The sequence below is a fragment of the Streptomyces viridosporus genome, assembly GCF_002078235.1.
Classification (GTDB): domain Bacteria; phylum Actinomycetota; class Actinomycetes; order Streptomycetales; family Streptomycetaceae; genus Streptomyces; species Streptomyces viridosporus.
Map to the genome: position 1 here is coordinate 1 of NZ_MSGP01000157.1, position 12,385 is coordinate 12,385.

The window sequence follows — 12,385 nt, forward strand, 5'->3', positions numbered from 1 at the left end:
CCCGGGGGATTCATGCGTACAGACGGCTGGAGTCGTCCCCGTACAGACGTCGTGCATGTGCGTGATGCACCCTTTGTGCCGATAGTGGCGTAAAGGTCACGCGCCACGGCGCACGGACGAGGAGGCACTCCATGCGCGGAGCCACGCACGCCGGACGGGCCGTCTGTGCGGTGGCCCTCGCCCTCGCCGCGACGGCCTGCGGAGGCGGGAGCGGGAGCGGGGACGCCGGAGCCGTGCTGAGCGCCTCCTGGGGCGACCCGCAGAACCCGCTGGAGCCGGCCAACACCAACGAGGTGCAGGGCGGCAAGGTCCTCGACATGATCTTCCGGGGCCTGAAGCGCTACCACCCGGAGACCGGCGAGGCCCAGGACATGCTCGCCGAGAGCATCGAGACCCCGGACTCGCAGAACTTCACCATCACCGTCAAGGACGGCTGGACCTTCAGCAACGGCGAGAAGGTCACCGCCCGGTCCTTCGTGGACGCCTGGAACTACGGCGCGAGCCTCAGGAACAACCAGCGCAACGCCTACTTCTTCGGCTACATCGAGGGCTACGACCGGGTCCACCCGGAGAGCGGCGAGCAGGGCGCCGACACCCTCTCCGGCCTGAAGGTCGTCGACGACCGCACCTTCACCGTCAAGCTCACCCAGAAGTTCTCGACCTTCCCCGACACCCTCGGCTACAACGCCTTCGCCCCGCTGCCCCGGGCCTTCTTCGACGACCACGACGCCTGGGTCAAGAAGCCGATCGGCAACGGCCCGTACCTGGTCGACTCGTACGCGCGCGGCTCGCAGATGTCGCTGCGCACGTGGAAGGACTACCCCGGCCCCGACAAGGCGCGGAACGGCGGGGTCGACCTCAAGGTCTACACCGACAGCAACACCGCCTACACCGACCTCATGGCCGGCAACCTCGACCTGGTCGACGACGTCCCCGCGGCCCAGCTGAAGAACGTGAAGAACGACCTCGGCGACCGCTACCTCAACACCCCCGCCGGCATCCTCCAGACCCTCGCCTTCCCCTACTACGACGACGCCTGGAACAAGCCCGGCTCGGAGAAGGTCCGCAAGGGCCTGTCCATGGCCATCGACCGCGAGCAGATCACCGACACCATCTTCCGGAGGACCCGCACCCCCGCCACCGACTGGACCTCCCCGGTGCTCGGGAAGGACGGCGGCTTCCAGGCGGGCCTGTGCGGCGAGGCCTGCGAGTACCGGCCCGACGAGGCCAGGAAACTGATCCAGGAGGGCGGCGGCCTGCCCGGCGGCCGGGTGACCATCACCTACAACGCGGACACCGGCTCCCACCGCGCATGGGTCGACGCCGTCTGCAACTCCATCAACAACGCGCTGGAGGACGAGCGCGCCTGCACCGGCAACCCGGTCGGCACCTTCGCCGACTTCCGCGGCCGGATCACCGAGCAGAAGATGTCCGGCCCGTTCCGCGCCGGCTGGCAGATGGACTACCCGCTCATCCAGAACTTCCTCCAGCCGCTCTACTACACCAACGCCTCCTCCAACGACGGCAAGTGGTCGAACCAGGACTTCGACGACCGTGTCGACCGGGCCAACCGGGAGAGCGACAACGCCCGGGCCGTCGCCCTGTTCCAGCAGGCCGAGGAGGTCGTCCGCGACAACATGGCCGCCATCCCGCTCTGGTACCAGAACGGCAGCGCGGGCTGGTCCGACCGGCTGTCCGACGTCACGCTCAACCCGTTCAGCGTCCCCGTGTACGACCAGATCAAGGTGAGCTGATCCGCCATGGGGAGCTACGTCGTCCGGCGTCTGCTCCAGATGATCCCGGTGTTCGTCGGGGCCACGCTGCTGATCTTCCTCATGGTGAACGTGATGGGCGACCCCATCGCGGGCCTGTGCGGCGAACGCCGCTGCGATCCGGCGACCGCCGCCCGGCTGCGGGCGGAGTTCGGCCTCGACGAGCCGGTCTGGCGGCAGTACCTGACCTACATGGGGAACGTCTTCACCGGCGACTTCGGTACGGCGTTCAACGGCCAGGAGGTCACCGAGCTGATGGCGACGGCGTTCCCCGTCACCGTCCGGCTGACCCTGATCGCGATCCTCTTCGAGATCGTCGTCGGCGTCACCCTCGGCGTGGTCACCGGGCTGCGCCGGGGCCGTCCCGTCGACACCGGCGTCCTGCTGTTCACCCTCGTCGTCATCTCCGTGCCCACCTTCGTCACCGGCCTGCTGCTGCAGTTGCTGCTCGGGGTGAAGTGGGGCTGGATCCGGCCCTCGGTCTCCTCCGCGGCGCCCTTCGACGAGCTGATCCTGCCCGGCCTGGTGCTGGCCTCCGTCTCCCTCGCCTACGTCACCCGGCTGACCCGCACCTCCATCGCCGAGAACCGCCGCTCCGACTACGTCCGCACCGCCGTCGCCAAGGGCCTGCCCCGGCGCCGGGTCATCACCCGGCACCTGCTGCGCAACTCCCTCATCCCCGTGGTCACCTTCATCGGCGCCGACATCGGCTTCCTCATGGGCGGCGCGATCGTCACCGAGCGGATCTTCAACATCCACGGCGTCGGCTACCAGCTCTACCAGGGCATCCTGCGGCAGAACACCCAGACCGTCGTCGGCTTCGTGACCGTGCTGGTGCTGGTGTTCCTGGTCGCCAACCTCGTCGTCGACCTCCTCTACGCCGTACTCGACCCGAGGATCCGCTATGTCTGACCAGCAGTACGAACCCGAGCGCGCCCTCGCGGGCACCGGCACGGGCGGCACCATGGACCTGGGCGTCGGCGAGGCGGAGGCCCTCGAGCGGGTGCCGGACGGCACGGCCGGCACCGAACCGCGGGGCAAGCCCCGCTCCCTGTGGTCCGACGCCTGGCGCGACCTGCGCCGCAACCCCGTCTTCCTCGTCTCCGCCCTGGTGATCTGCTTCCTGGTCCTCATCTCGCTGTGGCCCTCGGCGATCACCTCCGGCAGCCCCCTCAAGTGCGACCTGGCCAAGGCCCAGGAGGGCCCCCAGCCCGGCCATCCCTTCGGCTTCGACGGCCAGGGCTGCGACGTCTACACCCGCACCGTCTACGGCGCCCGCACGTCCGTCGCGGTCGGCGTCCTGGCCACGCTCGGCGTCGCGGTCCTCGGCAGCGTCCTCGGCGCGCTCGCCGGCTTCTTCGGCGGGGTGTGGGACTCGGTCCTGTCCCGCGTCACCGACGTCTTCTTCGCCATCCCGGTCGTCCTCGGCGGGCTGGTGCTGCTGTCCGTCATCACCAGCAACACCGTCTGGCCGGTCATCGGGTTCATCGTGCTGCTCGGCTGGCCGCAGATCTCCCGCATCGCCCGCGGCTCCGTCATCACCGTCCGGCAGAACGACTACGTCCAGGCCGCGCGGGCGCTGGGCGCCTCCCCCTCCCGGCTGCTGCTGCGGCACATCGCGCCCAACGCCGTCGCCCCGGTCATCGTCGTCGCCACCATCGCGCTCGGCACGTACATCGCGCTGGAGGCGACCCTGTCCTACCTCGGCGTCGGGCTGAAGCCGCCCAGCGTCTCCTGGGGGATCGACATCTCCGCCGCCTCCCCGTACATCCGCAACGCCCCGCACGCGCTGCTGTGGCCCTCCGGGGCCCTCGCGATCACCGTCCTGGCGTTCATCATGCTCGGCGACGCCGTCCGCGACGCCCTCGACCCGAAGCTGAGGTGAGCCGCCGTGCTGCTCGAAGTGCGCGACCTGCACGTGGAGTTCCGCACCCGGGACGGGATCGCGAAGGCCGTCGACGGGGTCGACTTCGCCGTGGACGCGGGCGAGACGCTGGCCGTGCTCGGCGAGTCCGGCTCCGGCAAGTCGGTGACCGCGCAGGCGGTCATGGGGATCCTCGACACGCCGCCCGGCCGGATCACCGGCGGCGAGGTCCTCTTCCAGGGCAGGGACCTGCTGAAGCTCAAGGAGGAGGAGCGCCGCAGGATCCGGGGCGCCGAGATGGCGATGATCTTCCAGGACGCCCTGTCGTCGCTCAACCCCGTGCTCTCCGTCGGCGACCAGCTCGGCGAGATGTTCGTCGTGCACCGGGGCATGTCGAGGAAGGACGCCCGGGCGAGGGCCGTCGAGCTGATGGACCGGGTGCGCATCCCCGCCGCCCGGGAGCGGGTCGGGCAGTACCCGCACCAGTTCTCCGGCGGCATGCGCCAGCGCATCATGATCGCGATGGCGCTGGCCCTGGAACCGGCCCTGATCATCGCCGACGAGCCCACCACCGCCCTCGACGTCACGGTCCAGGCGCAGGTCATGGAACTGCTCGCGGAACTGCGGCGCGAGTACCGGATGGGCCTGGTCCTCATCACCCACGACCTGGGCGTGGTCGCCGACGTCGCCGACCGCATCGCCGTGATGTACGCGGGCCGGATCGTGGAGTCGGCGCCGGTGCACGACCTCTACAAGGCACCCGCCCACCCCTACACCCGCGGCCTGCTGGACTCCATCCCGCGCCTGGACCTCAAGGGCCGGGAGCTCTGTGCCATCAAGGGCCTGCCGCCCAACCTCACCGCCGTCCCGCCCGGCTGCGCCTTCCACCCCCGCTGCCCGATGGCCCGCGACGTGTGCCGCACCGACGTGCCGCCGCTGTACGAGGTCACCGGGACGGACGCCGCCCGGAGGAGCGCCTGCCACTTCTGGAGGGAGTGCCTGGATGGCTGAGCCGATCCTCCAGGTCGAGAACCTGGTCAAGCACTACCCGCTGACCCGGGGCGTGCTGTTCCGCAAACAGGTCGGCGCCGTACGGGCGGTCGACGGCGTCGACTTCACGCTCGGGCGGGGGGAGACCCTGGGCATCGTCGGCGAGTCCGGCTGCGGCAAGTCCACGGTCGCGAAGATGCTGGTCAACCTGGAGCGGCCGACGGCCGGTTCGATCCGGTACAAGGGCGAGGACATCACCCGGCTGTCCGGCCGGGCGCTGAAGGCCGTCCGCCGCAACATCCAGATGGTCTTCCAGGACCCCTACACCTCGCTCAACCCCCGCATGACGGTGGGCGACATCATCGGGGAGCCCTTCGAGATCCACCCCGAGGCGGCGCCCCGGGGCGACCGGCGCAGGAGGGTCCAGGACCTGCTGGACGTCGTCGGCCTCGACCCCGAGTACGTCAACCGCTACCCGCACCAGTTCTCCGGCGGCCAGCGCCAGCGCATCGGCATCGCCCGCGGACTGGCGCTGCGCCCCGAGATCATCGTCGCCGACGAACCGGTCTCCGCGCTGGACGTCTCCATCCAGGCCCAGGTCGTCAACCTGATGGACCGGCTGCAGTCCGAGTTCGAGCTCGCCTACGTCTTCATCGCGCACGACCTGTCGATCGTGCGGCACATCTCGGACCGGGTCGGGGTGATGTACCTCGGGCGGATCGTGGAGACCGGCACGGACACCGAGATCTACGACCACCCCACGCACCCCTACACCCAGGCGCTGCTCTCCGCCGTCCCCGTGCCCGACCCCGCCGCCCGGGAGCGCCGCGAGCGGATCCTCCTCAGCGGCGACGTCCCGTCCCCGACGGACATCCCCTCCGGCTGCCGCTTCCGCACCCGCTGCTTCAAGGCCCGGGAACGCTGCGCCGTGGAGGTCCCGCTCCTCGCGGTCCCCGAGGAGTTCCGGGCGGCCGGCGGCCCGGCCGCCCACGCCTCGGCCTGCCACTTCGCGGAGGAGAGGAAGGTGGTGCCGCAGGAGCGCCGCGGGGGACCGGCGTAGCCGTACGGACCGGGTCGACCGCGTTAACGGACGCGCAACTCCACGGAAGTCGTCCCGATACACGGACGGGCGAAGCTGGACGACGTACGGCCGTGCGGGTGCCGTAAACGGGCCGGGGCGCGCCATGTCGCCCCGGCCCGTCGCCGTGCTCAGCCCGCGTCGAGCCCCAGGGAGCGCCTGAGGAAGTCGAGCTGGAGGCGGAGCAGGTTCTCGGCGACCTCCTCCTGCGGGGTCATGTGCGTGACGCCGGACAGGGGCAGCACCTCGTGGGGCCGGCCGGCCGCCAGCAGGGCCGAGGACAGGCGCAGCGAGTGGGCGACCACCACGTTGTCGTCCGCCAGCCCGTGGATGATCATCATGGGGCGGTGCGGTTCGGCTGCGTCGACCAGGCCCGCGTCGTCGATCACCGAGTTGCGGCGGTAGACCTCCGGCTGCTCGCCCGGGTGGCCGAGGTAGCGCTCCTGGTAGTGGGTGTCGTACAGGCGCAGGTCGGTGACCGGGGCGCCCACCACCGCCGCGTGGAAGACGTCCGGGCGGCGCAGCACCGCGAGGGCCGCCAGGTAGCCGCCGAAGGACCAGCCCCGGACGGCGACGCGGCCCAGGTCGAGCGGGAAGTCCGCGGCGAGCGCGTGGAGCGCGTCGACCTGGTCCTGGAGCACGGTCGCGGCCACGTCGTCCTTGACGGCCTTCTCCCAGGCGGGGGAGCGGCCGGGGGTGCCGCGGCCGTCGGCGACCACCACCGCGAAGCCCTGGTCGGCGAACCACTGCGAGGTCAGGTGCGGGTTGTGGGCGGCGAGCACCCGCTGCCCGTGCGGACCGCCGTAGGGGTCCATGAGGACCGGCAGTGGAGTGTCACCGGCGTAGTCCCGGGGCATAAGCACGGCGCACGGAATTCGGCGTGCGCCCCCCTGTGTCAGGGTCACCCGAGGGGACATACCGGGGTCTTCGGCGTACGAGGGGACAGTCGCCGTCGCTTTTCCGTCACGCAGGATCCGCACCCGGGAACCTGGCCGGTCCAGGGTCGCGGAGACCAGCACGGTCACCCCGCCGGCGCGGACCGCCGAGTGGACGCCGGGTTCCTCCGAGAGGCGCTCCACGCCCAGTTCGTTCACCCGGTGGACGTGCACCTCGCCGATCCCCGGATCGGCCGCCTCCTCGCCCGCGGACGCGGAGACCAGCACGTCGTCGGCGGAGACGTCCAGCACGGCGCGGATGTGCAACTGCGCTCCGGTCAACGGCCGTTCCCCGACCACCAGCCGCCGCGCACCCCCCTCGTCGGCGATCCGCACCAGCTGCCCGGAGGGGCTCCAGCACGGCACCCCGGGGAAAAGTTCCAGCCAATTTCGATCTTCGTCGGCGTGCACCATCCGGGTCGCCCCGGAGTCCGGGTCCACGGCCAGGATCAGCTGGCTGCGCTGGTCGCGCGCCTGGACCAGCAACAGTGGAGCACCCGCCGCTGACCAGTGCACTCGTGCCAGATACGGATAGCGCGCCCGGTCCCAGGAGACCTCCGTGCGCACCCCGTCCAGCCCGATCACGAACAGCCTCACGTCCGCGTTCGCGGTGCCCGCCGCCGGGTAGGCAACACGGCTCGGTTCACGCCCCGGGTGGGCGGGATCGGCGATCCACCACCGCTCGACCGGCGTGTCGTCCACCCGCGCCACCAGCAGCCGGTCCGACTCCGGAGCCCACCAGAAGCCCCGTGAACGCCCCATCTCCTCGGCCGCGACGAACTCGGCCAGACCGTAGGCGACGTCCTCCGCCTCGGGGGTCGCGAGCGCGCGGTCGCCCGTCCCCTCGGCCGCCACGACCCGCAGCGCACCCCGGGCGACGTAGGCGACGTGACGCCCGTCGGGCGACGGCCGCGGGTCGATCACCGGCCCCGGTACGGGCAGTTCACGCGCCGTCCCGGCCCGCAGTTCGGCCGTGAAAAGCCGCCCTGACAAGGCGAAAGACGCCCATTCCACGGCCGCGTCGGTGGCGTAGCCGACGATGCCGGCACCGCCCTCGCGGCTCCGTTCGCGCCGTGCCCGCTCCTCGGCGGAGAGGTGTTCGGCGGCCCCGCCCAGGAGGACACGCGGGTCGGCCGCCACGCGTTCCCCGCCCCCTTCCGTGTCGAGGACCCAGAGGGAATTCGCCCGGTCCGTACCGGAACCGGAGCGCAGGAACACGACACGTGAGCCGTCGGGCGCCACGGTGAACGAACGCGGCGCGCCGAGCGTGAAGCGCTGGGTGCGGGCGTGCCGTCGGGGGAAGGAGTCAGCCTCGGTCGTCATGCCCTGACCATATTGGCCATGCGCCCCCTTGTGCGGCTGTGCGCCGACCGATGCGCACGTACGGATAGTTATGATCGTTAGCGCATAGTGGGTATGAACCTGCTGGCTCATGCGTGAACTGCAACTGCCCCCATATTCCTACCCCCGCGCCTTGGGATCCTTGGAGGTGAGCCGCCGTGGCACTCTCGATTTCGGCGGTGGTGCTGCTGGCGATCGTCGTCTTCCTGCTGATCAAGAAGTCGGGTCTGAAGGCCGGGCACGCAGTCGTCTGCATGCTGCTCGGCTTCTACCTGGCCTCGTCGACGGTGGCACCCACCATCAGCGAGCTCACCTCGAACATCGCGGGGATGATCGGCAGCATCAAGTTCTGACGCGCCGCGTCTTCCGGCCGGAGCCCGAGGGAAGTCCCGGGCCCCGGCCGGAGTCCACCATCCCGTCCGTCCCGTCGTCCGGGTGCCCCGCATCGGGCCCCGTATGCCCGACGGATTCGGCGGGCTCGGCGAAATCGGCGGAATCGGCGGATCCGGTGAGGTCGGGGGCCGAGGGGCGGCATGCGGTGCCCCCCACGCGGTGGGCGCGCGTCCGCTCCGTGCCGAGCGAGACCCGGGGCCGGGTCACCGCCCTGCCTGCGGTCCGGTCTACAGCAGAAGCAGCACCGCCGCGCCCCACAGCACCGACAGGGCCACCAACGGCGGCCCGACCGGCATGCCCTGCCGACCTGTCGGCGCCTCCTCCAGCGGCCGCAACTCCGGGCGGAGCAGCAGCGCCCCCACCTCCTCGACGACGCGCTCCGCACGCGGCTCACGGCCCAGGCGGCGCTCCAGCCACGCCCAGCCGGTGGGGGAGAGATCGACGGAGGAGTCCCTGGCCCGGCCGACGCGGATGCCGTCGTCGGAGTGCCGCACGGACGTGATCACGTCCCACGGGACCCGCCGCACGCGCCACGCCCCGGTCACCCACAACCCGTCACGGTCGGCGGTGATCCGCCAGGTGAGCGCCGTCGCCACGGCCGTCACCAGCCACGGCAGACCCACGACCAGCCACAGCCAGCTCCACGACGGCCCCTCGTCGAGCGCGGCCCAGATGCCGCCGCCCTGCACCAGCAGCAGACCGAGGCCCACCGCACGCGAGAAGCCGTGCGCCGTCCACACCCGCGGGCCCGCCGTGGGCGTCATGCCGACGGCGATCTCGTCGACGGGCCGCCGCAGGTTCTTCCGCTTACGGCGCTGCGGCCCGCGCTCCACCAGCCCCGGGACGGCCGGCTTCACCGCGGTGACGCTGCACTCCACCGACACCTCGGGGTCGTCCGCGTCGTCGCGCGAGACGAAGGCGACTTCGGCGCCGGCGTAGGGGGCGCCGTACAGGACGGCCTCCCGCAGCGCTGGGGCGGGGTCCTCGCCCCGGAGGATCTCCGCGATCTTGCCGAGTTCGACGGCGGCCGCGGGGTCGTCGTCCGCGTCGGGGCCGTCCTCGTCCTCGTCCTCGGCGTCATCCTCGTCTTCGTCCTCGACGGCGTACAGCGAGTGAAAGTGCAGGACCGGCCGGAGGCCCTCCGGGTCGTCGGTCGCGAACACCCAGGTGCGGCCGTCGTCGTGACCCTCGCGCACCAGCACGCGCAGCACCGGCAGCGGGCCGCGCCGCAGCCGCTTCGCACGCGTCAGCCCGTCCACGCCGTTCACGAGGAACGCCAGCCCCGCGACGGAGCCGCCCAGCACCAGCAGTTCCCAGCCGAAGGCGTCGTACGGCTCCGCGACCAGCGCCGCCCAGTCGCCGTCCACGACGATGTCGACCCGGCTGTCCACGGGGAAGTCCTCGGGGAAGGCCGTCTCGAAGCGGTGGGTACGCCCCTCGGCCTCCACCTTGAGGATGTCGACGCCGTCGTCGTCCTGCTCCAGGGCCGTGACCCGTCCTGACAGGTGGGTGGCGCCCGCGGCCCGCTCCTCGTACGCGTCGGCGACCTGCTGGGCCTGCCAGCAGCCGAACCCGGCGACGGCCAGCAGCAGCGCGGCCAGGGCGAAGGAGAGCCGGCCCCGGCGGAACGTCCGCGCGGCGGCGGGCAGCGGCTGTGCGACCGGCCCGGCCGCCTCCAGGGCCAGTGACCGCTGCCGCCCGGCGACGGCCAGCCGGTGGACGAGCCCGGCGGCGGTGAACGCGGCGGCCACGAGGAACATGAGCGCGGACGGCTCATCGAGCGCCGCCGCGAAGCCGCCATCCGCGGCGAACCCCGCCAGCACGGCCGCCAGTCCCGCGAGCGCGAACCGCGGCTGCCGCCACACCCAGTACAGGGTCAGCACCAGCACGACGGCTGTTCCGAGGCCCAGCCAGTCGGTGCCGCACGGGTCGGCGGACGTGCAGAGGGCGGCGGGAACCGCGACCACGTCCCACACCAGCGAGGCGACCAACGCCAGCAGCGCCCACAGGGGGTGGGCCCACCGTGCGGGCACGGCGGTGAGCCAGCGCTGGGCTTCGGGAGTCCGCCAGTCGGCGGTGCCGGGCGGTATGTGCTCGGCGGACAACGGCACAGGAGGTCTGGACACCCGCGCATTATGGCCACACGCGGGGTCCGGACGACTCACACCGGTTCAGTGCTCACACGGTTCTCCGAGGGAGGGCGGTCGGGGAGGCCGGATCAGCCCTCGACCGCGTACGGCACGAAGTCGGCCCAGGCGGCGGGGGCGAAACTCAGGTGAGGGCGCGCGACGTCCTTCGAGTCACGGACGTGGACGGTGCTGGGCTCAGTGGCGATCTCCACGCACGAGTCGCCCTCGCTGCTGCTGCTGTAGCTGCTCTTGAACCACGCCAGGTCGGAGGTGTCCCCGGAAGAGGTCTTGCGGCTCATGTCTCCCCCAGCAGTTGCTCGATGAATGAGGCGGACTCACGTGGCGTGAGGGCCTGCGCCCGGATGATGCCATACCGGAGTTCCAGGATACGGAGCTGTCTGGGCTCGGAAACCGGTCGACCGTTGGCAACTGCCGGGGAGCGCCCTACCGTCGAGCCGTCCTCGAACTTCAGCACCTCGATGCCACCTGCCAGACCGGCGTGCTCCTCGCGGTCCATCGGCATCACTTGCAGCTCGACGTTCCTCAACTGTCCGACCTCAAGCAGGTGTTCCAGTTGCTGACGCAGCCTTGTCCTCCCACCCAGTGGCCGCCGAAGCGTCCACTCTTCCAGGACGAAACTGAGTTCAGGCGCAGGGTCCCGCTCGAAGACGGCCTTGCGGGCCACACGCGCGGAGATGAACCGCTCCACCTCCTCCGCTGAGTAGGCGGGGCGCCTCATGAGAAGCAGCCCACGCGCATAATCAGGCGTCTGCAACAGCCCGTGGATGTTCAAGGGATCGTAGAGCTGAAGCTCGACCGCCCGCGCCTCCATCTGCGCCAGGTCCCGCACCTTCTTCGGGTACCGGACCTTCTTCACGTCCTCCTTCATGGCGGCGACGAGGCCCCCGGCGCCCAGCACCTCGTCCGCCGTGTCCAGGTACTCGGGCCGGGGGATCCGCTTGCCGGTCTCGATCTTGTAGACGAGGTCCTCGCCGTACCCGACCGCCGCCGCGAACTCGCCGACCCGCATCCCCGCCGCCTCCCGGCGGAGCCTCAACTGCCGTCCCACGGTGGCGACCACCGCGAGCGCCCAGTCGTCGTCCGGGTCCACCTCCCAGCCCGGCTCGTCGGTCTGATCCGCCTCGGTCCTGACCCGCACCGCCTCACCGTTCACCGACATGCGCGCCCCTCCGTAGTGCCGCGTCGTACCGTTCGGCCCCGCCGGCGGGAGCCGCGTCGACAGTCCGGACAGCACCGGACAAGCCTCGGACCGTTGCTCTACGTAGCGGGGCGATCACACGTCACGGTACGTCCGGTCGGCCACCCTGAGTGACGTGAATCAGGAAATTCAGGAAATCGCCGACCCCGGGGCCCGCCCCGAACCCAGCGGCGAGGTCCGCAACTTCACCGTGCTGCTGTCGTCCACTCCGCGCGGTGCCCGCCTCGCCCGCCTGCTCGCGGTGGACGCGCTCCGGAGCTGGGGGCTTCCGTACGAGAGGGCGAGCCACGTCGTCGCGGAACTGGCGGCCAACGCGGCCACCCACGGCCGTCTGCCCGGCCGCAGCTTCCGCCTCACGCTCTACGTGGTGGGCGCCACGCTCCGCATCGAGGTCACCGACACGCGCGGTGACCGGCTGCCCGCGCCCCAGGCGCCCGACGCCCTGGCCGAGTCGGGCCGGGGTCTGCTGCTCGTCGAGACGCTGGCCGACCGCTGGGGAGTGACCGAAGGGCGGTTCCCGCGCAAGACCGTCTGGGCCGAACTCGGCTTCACCCCGCCGGAACCCGGCCCCTCACGTTCCGGTGCCGTCGGCGATTGAAGGGCGAAGAGCGCCAGGGAAAGGACCCTGCCGAGCCCCACCTCCCCGCCCGCGACCCGCGGCTGC

11 protein-coding genes are annotated in these 12,385 nt (G+C 71.5%); 7 read left to right on the forward strand and 4 right to left on the reverse strand.

Going from position 1 to position 12,385, the window contains the following annotated elements; translation table 11 throughout:
• Positions 1–131: 131 nt before the first annotated feature.
• The 5 genes from B7L92_RS12210 to B7L92_RS12230 are packed head-to-tail and all read left to right on the forward strand — an operon-like array spanning position 132 to position 5,686.
• Positions 132–1,754, forward strand: coding sequence for a peptide ABC transporter substrate-binding protein (locus tag B7L92_RS12210; protein ID WP_081237447.1), 1,623 nt, complete (start codon positions 132–134; stop codon positions 1,752–1,754).
• Between the two features lie 6 nt (positions 1,755–1,760).
• Positions 1,761–2,684: an ABC transporter permease gene (locus B7L92_RS12215; protein WP_081237448.1), complete on the forward strand. Its 924-nt coding sequence runs from the start codon at positions 1,761–1,763 to the stop codon at positions 2,682–2,684.
• Entirely contained in the window at positions 2,677–3,657 is a 981-nt protein-coding gene (locus B7L92_RS12220; RefSeq protein ID WP_170102201.1) for an ABC transporter permease, read from the forward strand. Before B7L92_RS12215 ends, B7L92_RS12220 begins: the two co-directional genes overlap by 8 nt.
• Before the next feature lie 6 nt (positions 3,658–3,663).
• Positions 3,664–4,647, forward strand: a complete 984-nt coding sequence (locus B7L92_RS12225) for an ABC transporter ATP-binding protein (RefSeq protein WP_081237449.1) — start codon at positions 3,664–3,666, stop codon at positions 4,645–4,647.
• A complete protein-coding gene (locus tag B7L92_RS12230; RefSeq protein ID WP_081237450.1) occupies positions 4,640–5,686 on the forward strand; it encodes an ABC transporter ATP-binding protein in 1,047 nt (348 codons plus the stop codon). Before B7L92_RS12225 ends, B7L92_RS12230 begins: the two co-directional genes overlap by 8 nt.
• Before the next feature lie 149 nt (positions 5,687–5,835).
• Here B7L92_RS12230 and B7L92_RS12235 read toward each other — a convergent pair whose 3' ends face one another.
• On the reverse strand, positions 5,836–7,962 hold the full coding sequence (locus tag B7L92_RS12235; protein ID WP_081237451.1) for a S9 family peptidase: 2,127 nt from the start codon (positions 7,960–7,962) through the stop codon (positions 5,836–5,838).
• A 176-nt stretch (positions 7,963–8,138) separates the two neighbouring features.
• Between B7L92_RS12235 and B7L92_RS12240 the strand changes: the two genes are divergently transcribed.
• The gene (locus B7L92_RS12240; protein ID WP_004983765.1) at positions 8,139–8,333 is read left to right on the forward strand and encodes a hypothetical protein; all 195 of its coding nucleotides are present in this window, start codon (positions 8,139–8,141) and stop codon (positions 8,331–8,333) included.
• 267 nt (positions 8,334–8,600) lie between these two features.
• Here the strand turns inward: B7L92_RS12240 and B7L92_RS12245 are convergent, their stop codons facing one another.
• The 3 genes from B7L92_RS12245 to B7L92_RS12255 all read right to left on the reverse strand — a co-directional run bounded on the left by B7L92_RS12245 (position 8,601) and on the right by B7L92_RS12255 (position 11,682).
• A complete protein-coding gene (locus B7L92_RS12245; RefSeq protein ID WP_255310895.1) occupies positions 8,601–10,499 on the reverse strand; it encodes a hypothetical protein in 1,899 nt (632 codons plus the stop codon).
• A gap of 92 nt (positions 10,500–10,591) precedes the next feature.
• Positions 10,592–10,801, reverse strand: coding sequence for a DUF397 domain-containing protein (locus tag B7L92_RS12250; RefSeq protein ID WP_081237453.1), 210 nt, complete (start codon positions 10,799–10,801; stop codon positions 10,592–10,594).
• Positions 10,798–11,682 (reverse strand): helix-turn-helix domain-containing protein, encoded by an 885-nt coding sequence (locus B7L92_RS12255; protein WP_081237454.1) that lies wholly within the window; start codon positions 11,680–11,682, stop codon positions 10,798–10,800. Before B7L92_RS12255 ends, B7L92_RS12250 begins: the two co-directional genes overlap by 4 nt.
• 154 nt (positions 11,683–11,836) lie before the next feature.
• Here B7L92_RS12255 and B7L92_RS12260 point away from each other — a divergent pair, with 154 nt between their 5' ends.
• A complete protein-coding gene (locus tag B7L92_RS12260; protein WP_081237455.1) occupies positions 11,837–12,319 on the forward strand; it encodes an ATP-binding protein in 483 nt (160 codons plus the stop codon).
• Positions 12,320–12,385: the final 66 nt, after the last annotated feature.

Coding starts and splice junctions, on each gene's coding strand:
- B7L92_RS12210 (WP_081237447.1), top strand. CDS start 132: ATGCGCGGAGCCACGCACGCCGGACGGGCCGTCTGTGCGGTGGCCCTC.
- B7L92_RS12215 (WP_081237448.1), top strand. CDS start 1,761: ATGGGGAGCTACGTCGTCCGGCGTCTGCTCCAGATGATCCCGGTGTTC.
- B7L92_RS12220 (WP_170102201.1), top strand. CDS start 2,677: ATGTCTGACCAGCAGTACGAACCCGAGCGCGCCCTCGCGGGCACCGGC.
- B7L92_RS12230 (WP_081237450.1), top strand. CDS start 4,640: ATGGCTGAGCCGATCCTCCAGGTCGAGAACCTGGTCAAGCACTACCCG.
- B7L92_RS12235 (WP_081237451.1), bottom strand. CDS start 7,962: ATGACGACCGAGGCTGACTCCTTCCCCCGACGGCACGCCCGCACCCAG.
- B7L92_RS12250 (WP_081237453.1), bottom strand. CDS start 10,801: ATGAGCCGCAAGACCTCTTCCGGGGACACCTCCGACCTGGCGTGGTTC.
- B7L92_RS12255 (WP_081237454.1), bottom strand. CDS start 11,682: ATGTCGGTGAACGGTGAGGCGGTGCGGGTCAGGACCGAGGCGGATCAG.